Source organism: Ruegeria sp. AM5 (assembly GCF_056540645.1).
Genome location: NZ_JBQFXC010000014.1, coordinates 43,214 through 59,208 on the forward strand (window position 1 = coordinate 43,214; position 15,995 = coordinate 59,208).

Annotated in this window: 17 protein-coding genes; 16 read left to right on the top strand and 1 reads right to left on the bottom strand. The window is 58.1% G+C overall.

The annotated features are described in order from the left end of the window. Positions 1–4 precede the first annotated feature (4 nt). The 7 genes from ACR0AH_RS19485 to ACR0AH_RS19515 all read left to right on the top strand — a co-directional run bounded on the left by ACR0AH_RS19485 (position 5) and on the right by ACR0AH_RS19515 (position 7,211). A complete protein-coding gene (locus tag ACR0AH_RS19485) occupies positions 5–904 on the top strand; it encodes an HNH endonuclease (protein WP_170361259.1) in 900 nt (299 codons plus the stop codon). A 471-nt stretch (positions 905–1,375) separates the two neighbouring features. Then, positions 1,376–2,434 carry an ABC transporter substrate-binding protein gene (locus ACR0AH_RS19490; protein ID WP_170361257.1) on the top strand — a complete coding sequence of 353 codons (1,059 nt, stop codon included), beginning with the start codon at positions 1,376–1,378 and terminating at the stop codon, positions 2,432–2,434. A 10-nt stretch (positions 2,435–2,444) separates the two neighbouring features. Further along, positions 2,445–3,293 carry an alpha/beta fold hydrolase gene (locus tag ACR0AH_RS19495; RefSeq protein WP_170361255.1) on the top strand — a complete coding sequence of 283 codons (849 nt, stop codon included), beginning with the start codon at positions 2,445–2,447 and terminating at the stop codon, positions 3,291–3,293. Between the two features lies 1 nt (position 3,294). Continuing rightward, positions 3,295–4,353, top strand: coding sequence for an ABC transporter substrate-binding protein (locus tag ACR0AH_RS19500; protein ID WP_170361253.1), 1,059 nt, complete (start codon positions 3,295–3,297; stop codon positions 4,351–4,353). 56 nt (positions 4,354–4,409) lie between these two features. Next, entirely contained in the window at positions 4,410–5,498 is a 1,089-nt protein-coding gene (locus ACR0AH_RS19505) for an ABC transporter ATP-binding protein (RefSeq protein ID WP_170361251.1), read from the top strand. Continuing rightward, positions 5,495–6,397: an ABC transporter permease gene (locus tag ACR0AH_RS19510; protein ID WP_170361249.1), complete on the top strand. Its 903-nt coding sequence runs from the start codon at positions 5,495–5,497 to the stop codon at positions 6,395–6,397. Before ACR0AH_RS19505 ends, ACR0AH_RS19510 begins: the two co-directional genes overlap by 4 nt. Before the next feature lie 10 nt (positions 6,398–6,407). Further along, entirely contained in the window at positions 6,408–7,211 is an 804-nt protein-coding gene (locus tag ACR0AH_RS19515) for an ABC transporter permease (protein WP_170361248.1), read from the top strand. 8 nt (positions 7,212–7,219) lie between these two features. On the opposite strand, the gene ACR0AH_RS19520 is transcribed toward ACR0AH_RS19515, so the two are convergent. Beyond that, on the bottom strand, positions 7,220–7,927 hold the full coding sequence (locus ACR0AH_RS19520; protein ID WP_170361245.1) for an IclR family transcriptional regulator: 708 nt from the start codon (positions 7,925–7,927) through the stop codon (positions 7,220–7,222). A 106-nt stretch (positions 7,928–8,033) separates the two neighbouring features. Between ACR0AH_RS19520 and ACR0AH_RS19525 the strand changes: the two genes are divergently transcribed. From ACR0AH_RS19525 to ACR0AH_RS19565, 9 genes are all read left to right on the top strand, one after another. Then, positions 8,034–8,783: an arginase family protein gene (locus ACR0AH_RS19525; RefSeq protein ID WP_170361244.1), complete on the top strand. Its 750-nt coding sequence runs from the start codon at positions 8,034–8,036 to the stop codon at positions 8,781–8,783. Positions 8,784–8,994: 211 nt separating this feature from the next. Continuing rightward, entirely contained in the window at positions 8,995–9,450 is a 456-nt protein-coding gene (locus ACR0AH_RS19530) for a hypothetical protein (protein WP_171644542.1), read from the top strand. Then, positions 9,450–10,325: an arginase family protein gene (locus ACR0AH_RS19535; RefSeq protein WP_170782105.1), complete on the top strand. Its 876-nt coding sequence runs from the start codon at positions 9,450–9,452 to the stop codon at positions 10,323–10,325. The genes ACR0AH_RS19530 and ACR0AH_RS19535 overlap by 1 nt, the downstream gene beginning before the upstream one ends. Next, complete coding sequence (locus ACR0AH_RS19540; RefSeq protein ID WP_171186054.1) at positions 10,322–11,311, top strand: agmatinase family protein; 990 nt, start codon at positions 10,322–10,324, stop codon at positions 11,309–11,311. Before ACR0AH_RS19535 ends, ACR0AH_RS19540 begins: the two co-directional genes overlap by 4 nt. A gap of 8 nt (positions 11,312–11,319) precedes the next feature. Continuing rightward, positions 11,320–12,012 carry a hypothetical protein gene (locus ACR0AH_RS19545; protein ID WP_170361236.1) on the top strand — a complete coding sequence of 231 codons (693 nt, stop codon included), beginning with the start codon at positions 11,320–11,322 and terminating at the stop codon, positions 12,010–12,012. Continuing rightward, positions 12,009–13,454 carry an aldehyde dehydrogenase family protein gene (locus tag ACR0AH_RS19550; RefSeq protein ID WP_170361234.1) on the top strand — a complete coding sequence of 482 codons (1,446 nt, stop codon included), beginning with the start codon at positions 12,009–12,011 and terminating at the stop codon, positions 13,452–13,454. Before ACR0AH_RS19545 ends, ACR0AH_RS19550 begins: the two co-directional genes overlap by 4 nt. Further along, positions 13,451–14,644 carry a CaiB/BaiF CoA transferase family protein gene (locus ACR0AH_RS19555; RefSeq protein ID WP_170361232.1) on the top strand — a complete coding sequence of 398 codons (1,194 nt, stop codon included), beginning with the start codon at positions 13,451–13,453 and terminating at the stop codon, positions 14,642–14,644. The genes ACR0AH_RS19550 and ACR0AH_RS19555 overlap by 4 nt, the downstream gene beginning before the upstream one ends. Further along, positions 14,641–15,468: a citryl-CoA lyase gene (locus tag ACR0AH_RS19560; protein WP_170361230.1), complete on the top strand. Its 828-nt coding sequence runs from the start codon at positions 14,641–14,643 to the stop codon at positions 15,466–15,468. The genes ACR0AH_RS19555 and ACR0AH_RS19560 overlap by 4 nt, the downstream gene beginning before the upstream one ends. Positions 15,469–15,562: 94 nt before the next feature. Then, a complete protein-coding gene (locus tag ACR0AH_RS19565; protein ID WP_371810481.1) occupies positions 15,563–15,829 on the top strand; it encodes a citrate/2-methylcitrate synthase in 267 nt (88 codons plus the stop codon). Positions 15,830–15,995 lie beyond the last annotated feature (166 nt).

Here is a 15,995-nt window from a genome sequence, read left to right on the forward strand (position 1 = left end):
TGCGATGGCCTTCGGTATCTTCATCCATCGCAGCGACTCGGTCTACGAAGACATTCCCTCGGAGCGGTATCAATTTCCAAAGCAATACCTCTCGCGTGCCCAACAGTGCGAAGGGGACTGGATCGTCTACCTGGAGCCAAGCAAGGTCAAAGAGACCAAAGGCTATTTTGCTGTCGCTAAGGTCCAGGAGATCATTCCGGATCCTAGGAAACCGGAAATGTTCTTGGCGGTGATTAAGCCGGGGACCTATCTTGATTTCGGCGACCCTGTTTCATTCCGAGACGAGAATTCAGTCATCGAAAGCGGATTGCTGAACGATCAAGGCAAGATATCTGGACGCGCGCAAGCTGCGGTAAGAACCCTTTCAGCTGAAGACTTTGCCCGAATTGTCGAACGTGGTCTTGGACGGGACGAGGACATCCTGCCTCGCGTTGGTGACTCGATGCAGCTGCCAGGTTTTCAAGACGCGCAAACACCTTTCCGACACATGCCCGCACGGGAACGCGTCAACCAACTGACCAACCGGGCGGTTCGCGATCGTAATTTCAGAAAGAACGTCCTGCGCGCCTACGGCGAGCGCTGCGCCATCACTGGTTTACGTCTGATAAATGGCGGTGGCCGAGCTGAAGTGGAAGCCGCTCACATCAGACCTGTAGAGCATGACGGACCCGACATCGTCAGCAACGGGCTCGCCCTGTCCGGAACCGCGCACTGGATGTTTGATCGCGGTCTCGTTGGTTTAGCTGACGACGTGACAATTCTGGTTTCCCGTCAGAGCAACGACATCGAAGCCGTGACGTCGATGATTAACTCGTCCGGCAAGATCTTGGTGCCGGACCGCCTCGCCAACCGGCCAAGGGCAGAGTTTGTAACCTGGCACAGAGAGAACTGTTTCAAGCATTAACGATACTCAGTGCGGACCTTGGTGCAAAACGCAGCTAACGGCCGGAAAGAGCCCAAACTCACCAATGCTGCGGCCAGGATCAAGGGACGTGAACTGGTGTGAAGCTGCCATTCGAACTTGCTGGCCATGGGTGGGTGAGCGAGAGATTGCGGTCCGTTTAATCCCATAAAAGCTTCTCTCGGCGGCAATCAACTTGGGGCAGGAAAAGCCTGCCTTCGATACCATTCGCCCAAAATCGAAGCGAGATGGACGCAGAGCATAAGGGCGAAATACGACGTTTCGCTCGGCTCTGAGGCTCCGAAAGCGTGGGGTTTGACTCCTGCGCTGTCAAAAGAATCCTTGACCAGTTCCAGTATCAGCACTAGTTGAAATGAAATGACGTTTTGTCTAATGAAACGTTAAGGCAAAAGATGATGGGATCGCCCATGTCGCGGACCCGCAAGCCAACCAACAGTTAGGGAGGAGCCTGACATGACGAAAGATAACGGAAAATTGACGCTCACTGCGGGTCTCGTAGCCGGTAGTCTGGTCATTGCCACGTCTGCCTTCGCCGAAGGCGAGGTGGTGTTTTCGTCCTGGGGAGGTTCATTCCAAGATGCGCTTCGGGAGTCCATGCTGGACCCAGCGGCGAAAAAGCTGGGTCTTACCATCAAAGAAGACACGACAAACGGCATTCAAGACGTGCGTGCGCAGATCACTGCGGGTGCGGTTGCTTGGGACATTACCGAACAGGCGTTGTCCGACTGTGCCCGTTTGAAGCAGGAGGGGGCGCTGGAACCCATCGACTATGGCGTGGTCTCGACCGATGGCATGCCGTCCAGCCTTGTGGACAGCGAGTGGGTTGGCATGCTGACCTATTCACTGGTCATCGGCTGGCAAGCAGAGAAGTTTGGTGAGAACGGCCCACAGTCCTGGGCGGATTTCTGGAACACCGAAGCCTACCCTGGGACACGCGCGATGTTCAACTCGGTGTCGCATGCGCTGGAGGCGGCATTGATGGCGGATGGTGTCGACCCGGCGGATGTAAACACCGCTCTGCGGAGTGAAGGCGGCGTAGACCGGGCCTTTGCCAAGCTTGAGGAGATCGCGCCCGATATCACGGTCTGGTATCGGGGAGGCTCGCAAGCGGCGCAGTTGATGGCAGATGAAGAGATTGACTTCATTCATATCGGCAACGGCCGCGCAGAAGCGCTGAATGCCGATGCAATAACGGTTGGGTATACCTGGAACCAGGCCACGACCGACGCGGATTGCCTGTTGGTACCCAAGGGCGCGCCAAATCGCGAAAACGCCATGCGGGTTCTCAATGAGATGCTGTCGGCCGAAGCGCAGGCGCGCATGGCGGTGGCCATCTCCTACGGCCCTGTCAATGCGCATGCATTTGAAACCGGGCTGATCTCGCCCGAACTGGCAGCCAAAAACAATGCCGCCCCTGACAATATGAAGACCCAGGTGGTTATTGACGCAAGCTTCTACGTCGAAAACTTCGCAGAACTGCAAGAGCGGTTTGACACTCTGGTTCAGCAGTAGGCCCAAATTGATGCGCTCCAGTCCTTCATCCGATCCGGCAGAACCTTTGAACGTCCTTTTCGTTCATGGCTGGGCGTGCGGGTGGCAGGATTGGAGCGGTGTCTCCCCGCTCCTTCCAGACAGTGCCCACATTGGGCTTGCGAAGCTTCCGGGATGCCCCGATGCCGTGCCGCTGGGGGGAGCGATCAGTCTCAGCGACTGCGCGGCCCATGTGATTGCCCAGGCAAATGATCTGGGTTTTGATCGCTTTGCCCTTGTCGGGCACAGCATGGGTGCCCGGATTGCCATCGAACTGGCTGCGACTTGGCCAGGACGCGTCTCTCATCTTCTTTTGCTGGATGGCAGCAACGTTCCTGAAGACCCCGAAGAAGCCGTTGCGCGTCTGGCAGAGCAGCTTGCGCAGCTTGGTCAGAAAGGATGGGCGGAGGCGGCAGTCGGTGGGATGATGGTCAACAACCTCGATCCAGATCAAAAACGTGATATTGTGAACCGGGCTGCGCAATATCCGGCAGACGTTTTGAAGGCGTATTACCATGCGATGGCTGCATGGGATCGCGATAAATTTGTTCCGGCCATCGACCGGCTCACCTGCCCGGTCACAATCCTGCAATCAACGTCGCTGGACGAACACGAAGTTCGCCGATCGGCGACGACCCACCCCGCATCGCTTTGGCTGGATGCCTTGCGCGCGCGGGTTCCCGGGGCGGTGATCAAGTTGGTGCCGAATACCGGCCATTTCATCATGTACGAACGGCCGCAACTGATCGCCGACTGGGTGGAAGAGACATTGCAAGTCAACCACGGCGTTCACCACGAAAAACCCAACCAAATAACGAGAGAATATCAAGGGAGAAACTGACATGAAAAAAGTAGAGAGAAAACTGTCGCTTGCGACCAGCCTCGTTGCCGGCAGCCTGGCAATGGCTGCGCCAGCCTTCGCCGAGGGCGAGGTGGTGTTTGCATCCTGGGGCGGGTCCTTTCAGGACGCATTGCGCAGCGCCATGCTGGAACCTGCCGCCGGCGCGCTGAATGTCACGGTCAAGGAAGATACCACAAACGGTATTCAGGACGTGCGCGCACAGATCACAGCGGGTGCCGTCGCCTGGGATGTGACCGAGCAGGACTTGCCCTCGTGTGAAACACTCAGCCGTGAGGGCAGCCTTGAGCCGATTGATTACTCGATTGTCGACACAACGGGCATCCCCGAAGAGCTGATCCACGAAAACTATATCGGCTTCATCAACTTCACCAAGGTGATTGCGTATCGCAAGGATGCCTTTGGCGACAATGGTCCGTCCAACTGGGCAGAGTTTTGGGATCTGGAAAACTTCCCAGGCAAGCGCGGCATGCACGGCAAGGTGAACTACAACCTTGAGGCCGCCCTTATGGCCGACGGTGTGCCGATGGCCGATATCTACGACACATTGGCCACGGACGAAGGCAAAGCGCGCGCCTGGGCCAAACTGGGAGAGATCGCACCAGAGGTCACCGTTTGGTATCGTGGCGGGTCGCAGTCCGCGCAGCTGCTGCGTGATGGAGAGGTGGACGTGATCCACATGGGCCATAACCGCGTGGAAAGCGTGATCGCATCCGGCATTGAAGTCGCCTATGCCTTCGATGGAGGGACGATGGATGTCGACTGTCTGCTGGTGCCCAAAGGTGCCCCGAACAAAGACAACGCCATGCGCCTGATCAATGAGCTGCTGAGTGCCGAAGCGCAGGCACGGCTGGCGGTCACGATGCCGCTGGGCCCGGTGAACACCGGTGCGTTTGACACTGGTATTATCTCGGGAGAAATGGCGGTTAAGGTCAACACCCATCCCGACAACTACGGCAAGCAGCTTCTGGTCGATCCGAACTTCTACATCGGCCAGCTGGGTGAGTTGACTGAAGAGTTCGACACTCTGATCCAGCAATAATCCATCTGGGCGCAGCGCATTTGGCACTGCGCCCACTTTTCAAGTCAGGAGCTAGCATGTCCTCTGCCACCCAATCCCTTCCCATCGACATATCCAGCCTGTGCAAAGCCTACGGATCAGTCAAAGCGCTCGATGATGTATCGCTGAATATCGCTGCAGGCGAATTTCTGACACTGCTTGGGCCGTCGGGCTCCGGCAAAACGACGCTCCTGATGGCGCTGGCCGGATTTGTGCGTCCTGATGGCGGGTCGATTCGGTTTGGCGAACGCGAAATGATTGCAACGCCGCCGCACAAACGCGGCCTTGGCATGGTTTTTCAAAGCTATGCGTTGTTTCCATTCATGACGGTGGCTGAAAACGTAGCCTATCCGTTGAAAATCCGCGGAGTTTCCAAAAGCGATCAAAAGACCCGCGCCGAGCGTGCGCTGGATACCGTACAGCTGGGCGGCTATGGGGATCGGCGCATCACCCAATTGTCCGGCGGCCAAAGACAGCGTGTGGCTCTGGCCCGCGCCATGGTTTTCGAGCCGCAGATCATCCTGATGGATGAACCCCTGTCCGCGCTCGACAAAAAGCTGCGCGAGCACATGCAGATTGAATTGAAGGCGCTCCATCAAAAATTGGATGCAACCATTGTCTATGTAACCCATGACCAGCGCGAAGCCCTGACGATGTCGGATCGCATTGCGGTGGTCAATCATGGGCGGATCGAGCAGGTCGAGACCCCTGAGCGGCTGTATCGCCAGCCTCACAGCTTCTTTGTGGCGGATTTTATCGGTGAATCCATTTCGGCGCCGGTGAACGTGGCCAATAATACGGCGCATCTTGGCGAACGCGTGCTGAAATCCGATTTGCCTATTGCTCCGGGGAGCGGCGGCCATCGCCTGGTGATCCGGCCTGAGCTGCTGGAGGTCACCTCAGGTGCTGTGCCTGAAACAGCCAATGATTTGTCCGGCCGGGTCGACGCCATCATTTATCAAGGCGACAGCGTGCTGGTTATCGTTCAGCACGACAGCGCAGGCCAGATCAATGTGCGCGTCCCTGCCAATCGCGCGGGCCAGACGGGTCTGCCTTCCAAGGGAGAGAAAATTGGCCTGGCCCTGCATCCCGAAGACACGATCATCGTACCGGAGAATGTATCATGAGCATCGCCGAGTCCTTTGGGGCCGCTCAGACGCTTCGGAACGCAAGCACGCTCAAATCCGAAGAGCGCCGTGAACGCCTGACGTTTTTGGGGCTTTCGATGCCCGCGGTTCTCGCAATTCTGATTGTCGTGTTTCTGCCGATTTTCTGGCTGTCTTCGCTCTCATTTTACAATGCGGCGGGTGAGTTGAGCACGGAAAACTATGCGCGTATCTTTGAAAGTGCTTTGTATCGGCGGACCTTTGTTGTCACCTTTCAGATCAGCATCGCCGTGACGGTGATTTGTGTCCTGCTCGGATATCCGCTGTGTTACTGGCTGACCAGGATGCCGAACAGAACGGCTGCCATTTTAATGGTTTTCGTGCTGGTCCCGTTCTGGACGTCGGTTCTGGTGCGGACCTACGCCTGGCTGGTGCTGTTGCAGCGCAATGGCATCATCAATTCGTCGCTGATGTCGCTTGGCATCATCGAGGAACCGCTGCAACTGGCGCACAACCTCACGGGATCAATCATTGGCATGGTACATATCATGCTGCCGTTTCTGGTTTTGCCGCTTTACGCCACCATGCGCAACATCGACACCGACCTGGTTCGGGCCGCCGTTGGGCTTGGCTCCAGCCCGCGCGGCGCATTCTGGCGGGTGTTTTTCCCGATGTCCTTGCCGGGCCTTTTTGCCGGCATCGTGCTGGTCTTCATCCTGTCACTTGGGTTCTTCGTCACACCTGCTTTGCTGGGCGGTGGCCGGGTGCAGATGCTGGCGCAGCGGATCGAAAGCACGATCACAGTCTATTCCAATTGGGGGGCTGCATCCGCCCTGGGCGTTGTCCTGTTGCTGCTGGCACTGGCGATGATCTGGCTGATGAACCGTGTGTTCGGTCTCGACAAACTCTTCATGCGCTAAGGATCTGAGAATGGAACAAGTCGGACAACGTAAAATTGACGGTCTGTGGCTGACGGTGGTCGGTATCGCGGTGCTGTTCTTTCTGATCCTGCCCACGCTGATCGTGATCCCGATGTCGTTTTCGGGGGCCTCATTTCTGGAGTTCCCGCCGACGTCGTTCTCGTTCCGCTGGTACACGGCCTATTTCACCTCTGCGGAATGGATGAGCGCCACGAAGACCTCTCTGATCGCGGCAGTGTTGACCACGGCGATCGCGACGCCTTTAGGCTCTCTTTGTGCCTATGGGCTGCATTGCTCCACCCCACGGATCAGGAACACTGCGCAGATCCTCGTGATCATGCCCATTGTCGTGCCGGTGATCCTGATCGCCGTCGGCGTGTTCAGCCTTTATGCCAAGCTGGGGCTCAATTACACACTGACCGGTATTGTGATCGCCCATACCGCGCTGGCCCTGCCGTTTGTAATCGTGACCGTGATGTCGGGCTTGCAGAACTATGACTTCGATCAGGAACTGGCGGCGCGCAGCCTGGGTGCGTCCCGAGCTTACGCGCTGTGGACAATAACAGTACCCCAAGTCAAATTCTCGATCCAGACCGGGGCCTTTCTGGCCTTCATCACATCGCTGGATGAGGTGGTGATTTCGATGCTGGTCTCGGGCGGGGAAAATGCCACAATTACCCGCCGCATGTTCAATTCACTGCGCGATCAGCTTGATCCGACCATTGCCGCGATTTCCACCTGCCTGATTTTCGTATCAATCACGGCGCTCATCGGCGTTCAGTTGATTGGCCGCAACAAGAATGCTGACAAATGATGGGCTCTTTATATCACACCAATCTCGGCCCGGATCTGGCGGGCGGCATCAAGCACCGCAGCGCGATAGCCTTCGACAGCGGTTTCATTGAAGCGAACGCGCAGACCCGACAGGCTGACGGCACCCAGCAGCTCGCCCTCAGGCCCAAGAACCGGAACAGACAACCCGGCAACGTCCGGATCACGTTCACCAAGGCTGAGATAATACCCGGCCTTGCGGATGCTGCTGGCCTTTTTGCCATGCCCGATGGAATAGGCATCCAGCACCCGGCCCGACGAGCCAGTGCTCAGCGGAATTATCTCGCCCTCCTGGATATGATCCCGCGCAAGCCTGGGCGAATTGACACGGTAGAGGCAAACGCCGGAGTTGCCGCGTTGCACGTAAAACGACGCGCTTTCCCCCGTCGCATTCACCAGGTTCGCCAGCACCGGGCGCACAATAGGCCCCATGCGCAGATTCTGGCGAAATACGGATCCAAGACGCCACAAAGACGGCCCCAGATGAAACAGCCCTTCGGCGTCGCGCGTGATATGGCCAAATTTCTCAAGCGAGACGCTCAGACGCAGGATTGTCGCTTTGTTGACACCACTGCGGTCCGCGACCTCTTTCAGAGAAAGCCCCGCATCTCCGGGCTCAAAGCTGTCCAGAACACGCAATGCACGTTCAACCGCTTCGACACCACCATTCGTGTCGGGGGTTCGGGGCTTGTCGGGCATGGGCAGACCTTTCGACGCAAATCCGTCACTTTTTATAGCTGGTTTGAACGCAATTGGAAATCGCAAATAATGAAGGCATCTGGCAATGCATAGCGCGCAGAAACAAATGATAACAACTGGTTATGCTGGCCTGCCATTTGGCGAGATTTCGCAATGCGATGCAGGATCTGTCGGGCTTTTGGGTGTTCCAAGCGAAGTCGATAGCGGGCCACGTTCCGGCGCCTCCTTGGCACCGGATGCGCTGCGCAAGATGACCGGACAGCTTGGAACTAGCCTGCCTGTAAATGGTCGGGATCTGGGTAATCTGGACCTGTCGGGCGATTGGTCCGGCGTATTGAAACAGCTTGTGGCGCAAATGGTGGATCGCGGCATTGTGCCCGTCGTTCTGGGTGGCGCGTCTGATGTCGCCTCTGCTGTACTGGGGGCCTTGCCTGATCTGCCGGTTGTCGCGGCCATGCCACTGGCTCGGCGTGATCTTACAGAACGACCATCAAACACGATTTGGGTGGGTTTGAATGGCGGGCAACCTGCCGATGTTTGGGATCAGATCGCTCAGCGCACGATGGATTGGCGTACCGCCCGGTGGTTGGATGAAGGGCACGCAGACTTTTCTGACACGCCCGAGCGCGCTGTTCTCTGGATCGACATATCGGTCGTTGATCTGGGGCATGCAGCCGGTGCTATCGGCCTTAACCCAGGCGGAATGAAACCCGAAACCTTGGTTTCTGTCATTGGGGCAATGTCCTGCCGCTGGCAGGCGATTGTGATCACTGGCCTTGCGCCTGCCCGCGACACGCGTGGCATGTCGGAATTGGCGGCCATTGAAACCCTGAACGCGGCTTTGCGTCATGGGTGATGCGGCGCAAATACAGTTTGACGGGATCCCCAGTTTTCTGGGCATGCCTGTTGGCGATCTGGAAGACCTCGTGCCTGGGCAAGTCGCGGTAGCAGGATATTTTTGTGACAATCTCGACCGACCAGCAGCAGAGCAACGCTACCTCGCAAGGCAATTACGATACGCCTCCCAACCCGGAAAGGCCCCCGCGAATGCCATTGACCTAGGGGACGTGAATGTATTTCCGCTTGAGCCGGATAAGCATTTTTCTGCAGTTGTCTCGCAATGCGAGGCGGTTCTGAAAACCGGCGCGCGGATGGTGCTGGTTGGCGGAGATTCCAGCGGACTGAAGGCGCTTGGAATCGCGACACAAAAAGTCACAGGTGCTGATGTTCCTGTCATTCAGGTCACAGGGGGCGTTGCAGGCCAATTGTCTCACGCTCAACCGGTCATCCTTTCTGTGGATTTACAAGAGCTTGCGGGCAAATGGGTGTCGCACCCACGTCGCCTGACCGGGATGTCACCTGCACAGATGATCGCGCAAATTGACACTACCCCAGGCAATGTCACCGCCGCAGCAGTTTTCGGACTTGCCCCGGCATTAGACGATCGTGGCAGAACGGAATCCTGCGCCGCGCTGGCGATCTTGCAGGCAGTGACTGAGCGTCTAGAGAAAGGAGCTGGCTGATGCCTTTACGATCGGCCCCATTGCCGCGCATGGCAGGGCAACTGTCGTTTATGCGCGCACAAACCAAAGCAATTGAAGATGTCAGGCCCGGTGATCTGGCAGTGCTGGGCGTCCCGTTTGAAGACACCAGCGCGCCGCATGCCGGGCAGTCCCTGGCGCCGCGTGCGTTGCGCGAAACCTCGGTCTATTTCGGTTGGCACGCAAACCCACAATTCAGTCACCCGGTAGATGTCGATGCACGTCAGGACATCAGTACCGACGGTCTGCACGAGCGGCTCTGTGACCTCGGAGATATAGCGGCAGGATCTGAGGACGCGATCCACGCGGCATTGAAGGCCGCGACGCGTCAGATCAGCCGCAATGGTGCCTGCGCCATAATATTGGGTGGGTCAGATTGCCTGTCCAAGACAGTGCAGAGCGAGCTGCCTGAGTGTCAGACTGTGCAGCTTGGCGGTACGCCAGATGATGCGCGCGACTTTCATGTATCGCCCCTGCCAAACGGGGGTGGCACGACCTGCAGCCAAAACACTGCCGCGCAGCTTGCCGCGTTTTCCAGGTGGCGGGATGTATCAAAGCCGCTGTTTGTGCAGTTTGATCTGTCCGTGTTTGAAACATCGCTCAGCGCGCTTTGTGATCGGCCCCGTTTGGGAGGCTGCGACCTTGATACAGTGGTGCAATGGCTCAGCGCCCTGGGACAGCACGAGGTCAGTGCCATCATGTTGACCGGTCTGAACCCGAGCAGGCCCGGAATGGGTGTGGTGAAGGTTGGCCAACGACTGATGGTCACGGCTCTTTTGGCATTCATCTATGCGCGCCTCGGTTTTGGGATTGACCGACCGGTGCGCCCAATTCCCAAGGAAAATGTACTGACATGACTGCAGCTAATACCACATTTCACCCGCCTCTGTCACAACCGGGATATCGGCTGTTTGATGGGCCTTTGCGCGACGTGGCCGAGGTCGGTCCCGATAAGATCGGCGTGGTCGGCATGCCGAGCGACTGGACACATTCCAGCCGCCTTGGCACAAGGTTCGGCCCCGAAGCATTGCGCAGGGCGACAAGTCTTCTGCAATCTTTGCGTCCGCAGGGAGCCAGCTTTGATCCCGATACAAGCCGCCGTACTGTGCCTGCAACCGATTGGCTGATCGATTGCGGCGACGCAGAGATCACAGCGCAGGACGTTGACGCAACAACCGAAGCCATCGCTGCAATGACCGAAACGCTGACCGTTGCAGGGGCAATCCCACTGGCACTGGGTGGTGATCACTATAACAGCTTCCCGGCCTGTCTGGGCTATTCCCGTGGGCTGACCAAACGTTCGCCAAACGCGCGCTTCGGATATATCCAAATCGATGGTCATCTCGATTTCTCCGACCGGCTGGGGGCGTGGGGCAGCCACAACCATGCAACCAACGCGCGCCGGATTTCCGAACTGCCCAACATCGATGTCTCCAATATGGTCTGGATCGGCATCACGGGCTGGGTCGATGGCGGCGATCTCGCGCTCATTGAAGAGCAGGGCGGACGGGTATTTTCATCTGGCGAGGTGCAAAAACTCGGCGCGGCCGAGGTGATGCGTCAGGCCCTTGCGCATGCCATGCAGGGGTGCGACGAGCTATATCTGTCGATTGACATTGATGCGATGGACGCCGGCTACCTTCCCGGCACGGGTTCCATCGTGCACAGCGGCATTACACCGCGTCAGTACTACGACCTGCTGGATGGATTGGCCGAGGCCCCCTTGGGCGGGTTGGATATTGTCGAGGTCTCACCTCCGCTTGATCCTTCAGAACGCACGGAGTTCCTGGCGGCGGAAATGCTGTTCCGGGTCCTGCGGCGCTTCCGCACGCGACCGGTGTAAGAGCTATGATGAAATATATCGGAACCCGGCAATTGGGTGGGCTATCACATGCAGGACAGATCCTTGCCCCGGCAACCCGGCCCTGGATCACGGATCTTGCAGCGCTTTGCCCCTACGAGGGTCTGCAACCCGGTAACCTCCCGGAATTTGAACGTGACCCGGATTGGGACAACTGGGCGCTCACTGACAGCCCCAAAGACCCGACCAAACGCCTGAACTGGCATGTGTTTCAACAGGGAGGCACCCGGTATCTGGTGGCCGACCGGATGCTAATGAGCCGCGTTAGCTGGCAGGATCTGGACGATGCCGGGTATGTCTATGGCACAGAGGTGTCCATCGATGGCACTACGTTTCGATGCCGGTTGCTGACCGGTGGTGATACGCCCCGAAATGACCCCTATCAGGGTGCGACTGGGCCCAATGAATGGGATGCGTTGGTGGGCGGTGCCGCCGTGTCAAACGCGCCCCAACCGGACCCAGCCAATGGTGCAGCCCCGCTTCGCCCGGATCACCTGACCTCACCTCATAACCGTTTGTGGAATTGGTTCGGGGCGGTCAGCTGGACCGCCGAACCTGTCGCCAACCGTGCCGATGGGCGGGTATGCCGGGGCTATCACGGCCCGACCTATTTTTATGTGAACACTGTAGACCACCGGCATGAAGATATCGGGTGGCGACCAGTTCTTGAGGAAGTACTATGACCGCAGATCCCTTTTCCAACTATATCGCCGGAACATGGGCCGCTGGCAGTGGTGCAGTTCCAAACATCAACCCATCTGACCTGAACGACACAATCGGGGATTATGCGCAGGCCAGTGCCGCGCAGACTGCCGATGCGATCGAGGCCGCGGCTGCCGCTTTTCCGAAATGGCGCGCAACATCGCCACTGGTCCGGTTCGAAGTGCTGGACCGGATCGGGTCGGAAATCCTCGCCCGTGTGGACGAGCTGGGCGACATGCTGGCCCGCGAAGAGGGCAAAACCCTACCTGAGGCCAAGGCCGAAGCACATCGCGCCGGGCATTTGTTCAAATACTTCGCGGCCGAAGCCTATCGTGCCACCGGCGACGCTTACCAATCACTGCGCGAAGGTGTGTCGCTTAAGGTTCTGCGCGAACCCATTGGCGTCGTGGGCGTAATCACGCCCTGGAATTTCCCGCTGGCGATCCCGGCATGGAAAATTGCGCCCGCTCTGGCCTATGGCAATACGGTCGTGTTCAAACCTGCCGAACTGGTGCCCGGTTCTGCGTGGATGTTGTCCGACATCATTGCCCGTGCGGGGCTGCCCGAGGGTGTGTTCAACCTTGTGATGGGCAAAGGCCGTGAGGTCGGGGAGGCAATCGTGTTACACCCCAAGGTTTCCGGGGTCACGTTCACCGGCTCCACACCAGTCGGTCGCAATATGGGGGCTGCGCTGTTCGCCCGCGGGGCAAAAATGCAGCTTGAAATGGGGGGCAAGAACCCGCTGGTTGTGCTGGATGACGCGGATCTGGATCTGGCAGTTCACTGCGCCATACAGGGCAGTTTCTTCTCAACTGGCCAACGCTGCACAGCGTCTTCGCGGCTGATTGTTGAAGACGGAATTCATGATCAATTTGTCAGCGCGATGACCGCGGCGATGAAAAAGCTTCGGATCGGGGATGCGCGTGCGCCTGACACCGATATTGGCCCGGTTGCGAGCGCCGACCAATTGCGGATTGACCTTGATTATATTGCGAGAGGGCAGGCCGAAGGCGCGGAGCTCATCAGCGGTGACCAAATTACTCTGAACACGCCGGGGCACTATTTGGAGCCAGCCTTGTTCGTGGGGGCCGAGCCGCAAATGGATATCTCTCGGCATGAAATTTTCGGGCCAATCGCCGCTGTGTTGCGCGTGCCGGACTATGAGGCCGCCCTTGCCAGCGCCAACGACTGTGAGTTCGGCCTGTCAGCGGGCATCATCTCGCGGGATGCGGCCAAGATCGACCATTTCTCGCAGAACGCCGAGGCAGGCATGGTACAAGTCAATCTTCCCACGGCAGGCATGGATTTTCACGCGCCATTCACGGGCCGAAAAGGATCATCCTATGGCGCGCCGGAAAAAGGCAGCTATTGCCGCGAGTTTTTCACAGTAGCCAAGGTTGTACACGAGGGGCGCGGACAATGACGCAGGCACCTTTGAAGGGCATTCGCATTCTTGATCTGACCAATGTGCTGGCCGGTCCGTTCTGCTGTCATCAGCTGGCCCATATGGGGGCCGACGTGATCAAGGTCGAAACCCCGGGCACCGGTGATCTTGCGCGCCAGCTGGGGGCTGATCCCGCGCGCAACGCCGACCTTATGGGCGTTTCCTTTCTGGCGCAAAATCCGGGCAAACGGTCGATCACCTTGAACCTGAAATCGGCATCCGGAAAACGCATCCTGAAGGAGCTGGTGCAAAAGGCCGATGCCCTAGTCGAAAACTTCCGCCCCGGGGTGATGGCGCGCTTGAACCTTGACTATGAGACGCTCCGTCAGGAAAACCCGCGCCTTGTTTATTGTGCGATCTCCGGATTCGGCCAAGATGGCCCGCTGGCGAAACTGCCCGCTTATGACCAGATCGTGCAGGGGATGAGCGGCGTGATGTCGATCACCGGCGATGCCGACACCGCGCCCTACCGGGTGGGCTACCCGATGGCCGACACCATCGGAGGGATGACGGCCGCCTTCGCCGTCGCCGCTGCGCTTGCTAACAAGGCCGAAGACCGCGGCACGTTCATTGACGTCTCGATGCTCGAGGCCGTCATTGCGACAATGGGCTGGGTGGTGTCAAACCATCTGATCGCCGGGAAGGCACCCACTCCAAACGGCAACGATAATTTCACCGCCAGCCCATCCGGCACCTTCAGAACCGCCGATGGCGTGATGAATATCGCCGCCAACAAGCAAGAACAGTTCGAGGCCCTGTGCGGGATCCTCGACAACCCGGCCCTTGCGCAGGACCCACGCTTTGCCGACCGAAAGAACCGACTGGCCAATCGGCCCGCCCTGACCGCCGAACTGGAAGCGGCCTTTGCCACGGCCCCCACCCATGAGTGGGTCGACAAGCTGACAGCACAGGGCGTTCCCGCAGGGCCTGTCTGGTCGGTGCCTGAGGCGTTGACGCATCCGCAGCTTGCCGATCGGGGCCTGCTGCAAACCCACCGTATAGGATCTGAGGATCTGCAACTGGTCGGGATCGGCGCCAAGCTTGATGGCACGGCCCCTGGTGTCGATTCGCCGCCCCCGACCTTGGGTGCACATACAGCCGATATCCTGAGCGAACTTGGCTATAACAATGCCCAGATCTCGGACCTGAAAAAGGAAGACGCGATATGACGGCCCCCTCAGAACGCAAAGAGGTCGATGACATGCGCCACTGGTGGCGCACCGCAATCATCGACATGGCTCCAGGGCGGATCGCCTTTCGCGGCCACCCGATCCAGGACCTTATAGGTTCTGTTAGCTTTGCTCAGATGATCTGGCTCATGGTGCGGGGCGATATGCCCACGCCAGAACAGGCGGCGCTTTTCGAATGTGCGCTGGTGGCGGGCGTGGATCATGGTCCGCAAGCGCCTTCGATTGCCGCCGCCCGTATGGCCGCGACCTGCGGGCTGGGGCTCAACAACGTCATGGCAACCGGGGTCAATATGCTGGGTGACGTGCATGGCGGCGCCGGTGAACAATGCGCAGAACTTTATTTCGACATCGCCAAACGGATCGATGACGGCGCTGAACATGAAAGTGCCGTCCGCGACGGTATCGCCGCCTGGCGTGAGGAAAATGGCAAAATTGTCTCGGGCTTTGGCCACCGCTTCCACAAGCCCGTCGATCCCCGCGCACCAAGGTTGATGGCGTTGGTACGCGAGGCCGCGAAGTCCGGTACGGTGGATGGGCGGTTTGCCGACATTGGCGAGGCTATTCAGGCGGAAATCGGACGCAAGCGCGGCACTGAGATCGCAATGAATATCGATGGGGCCACGGCTGTTATCTTTTGCGAGCTGGGCTTTCCGCCCCCACTCTCTCGTGGTCTGTTCTGTCTCTCCCGCTCGGTAGGCGTCTTGTCTCATGGCTGGGAACAGATGCAGCAGGGCGGCCGGAACAAAGGGCCAATGCCACCGCGCTATCTGCCGGAATACATTGGTGTTAAATCGGAGAGCTAAACCGACGAAACCTCTTAAGGCCGGAGCTATCGTTTGCGGCTGCATCAGCGGCATCTATTTCAAAACACTGGAAAAATATGACGCAATTGAGGTTATGGCCTGTGCCAGACTCGCACCGCAGATCGAGGGGTATTTGTCAGATATCAAAAGTCGCGCAATCCCGATGAACATCGATGGCGCGACCGCCGCAGTTTACGTCGAGCTTGGCTTTAAAGCCTCACTCGCGAGTGGACTGTTCTGCCTTTCTAGGTCAGTGGGCATCCTGGCACACGCCTGGGAGCAGACCCAACAAGGCGGTCGTAACAAAGGTCCATTACCTAAAGATCGTCTTTGGACATATCTCACCCCAAGTGAGAAATGATACGAATTTCACACTTGTTCTGACGTCAGCGAAGAGCAATCAAGCGGCCATTGGTGCAAGCGCCGCGAACTTGCACTTTGTCCGGATAGTGTTGAAAAAGTCGACGTTGGAACTGCCGATGAGCGATGGCAAAAGCCGCTTGGGATGTTCCTCTCAGCCTGTTGGT

Bases quoted from the DNA above. Each gene is read 5' to 3' on its own strand.
- ACR0AH_RS19485 (WP_170361259.1), top strand. From the start codon at position 5: ATGGCCTTCGGTATCTTCATCCATCGCAGCGACTCGGTCTACGAAGAC.
- ACR0AH_RS19490 (WP_170361257.1), top strand. From the start codon at position 1,376: ATGACGAAAGATAACGGAAAATTGACGCTCACTGCGGGTCTCGTAGCC.
- ACR0AH_RS19495 (WP_170361255.1), top strand. From the start codon at position 2,445: ATGCGCTCCAGTCCTTCATCCGATCCGGCAGAACCTTTGAACGTCCTT.
- ACR0AH_RS19500 (WP_170361253.1), top strand. From the start codon at position 3,295: ATGAAAAAAGTAGAGAGAAAACTGTCGCTTGCGACCAGCCTCGTTGCC.
- ACR0AH_RS19505 (WP_170361251.1), top strand. From the start codon at position 4,410: ATGTCCTCTGCCACCCAATCCCTTCCCATCGACATATCCAGCCTGTGC.
- ACR0AH_RS19510 (WP_170361249.1), top strand. From the start codon at position 5,495: ATGAGCATCGCCGAGTCCTTTGGGGCCGCTCAGACGCTTCGGAACGCA.
- ACR0AH_RS19515 (WP_170361248.1), top strand. From the start codon at position 6,408: ATGGAACAAGTCGGACAACGTAAAATTGACGGTCTGTGGCTGACGGTG.
- ACR0AH_RS19520 (WP_170361245.1), bottom strand. From the start codon at position 7,927: ATGCCCGACAAGCCCCGAACCCCCGACACGAATGGTGGTGTCGAAGCG.
- ACR0AH_RS19525 (WP_170361244.1), top strand. From the start codon at position 8,034: ATGATAACAACTGGTTATGCTGGCCTGCCATTTGGCGAGATTTCGCAA.
- ACR0AH_RS19535 (WP_170782105.1), top strand. From the start codon at position 9,450: ATGCCTTTACGATCGGCCCCATTGCCGCGCATGGCAGGGCAACTGTCG.
- ACR0AH_RS19540 (WP_171186054.1), top strand. From the start codon at position 10,322: ATGACTGCAGCTAATACCACATTTCACCCGCCTCTGTCACAACCGGGA.
- ACR0AH_RS19545 (WP_170361236.1), top strand. From the start codon at position 11,320: ATGAAATATATCGGAACCCGGCAATTGGGTGGGCTATCACATGCAGGA.
- ACR0AH_RS19550 (WP_170361234.1), top strand. From the start codon at position 12,009: ATGACCGCAGATCCCTTTTCCAACTATATCGCCGGAACATGGGCCGCT.
- ACR0AH_RS19555 (WP_170361232.1), top strand. From the start codon at position 13,451: ATGACGCAGGCACCTTTGAAGGGCATTCGCATTCTTGATCTGACCAAT.
- ACR0AH_RS19560 (WP_170361230.1), top strand. From the start codon at position 14,641: ATGACGGCCCCCTCAGAACGCAAAGAGGTCGATGACATGCGCCACTGG.
- ACR0AH_RS19565 (WP_371810481.1), top strand. From the start codon at position 15,563: ATGGCCTGTGCCAGACTCGCACCGCAGATCGAGGGGTATTTGTCAGAT.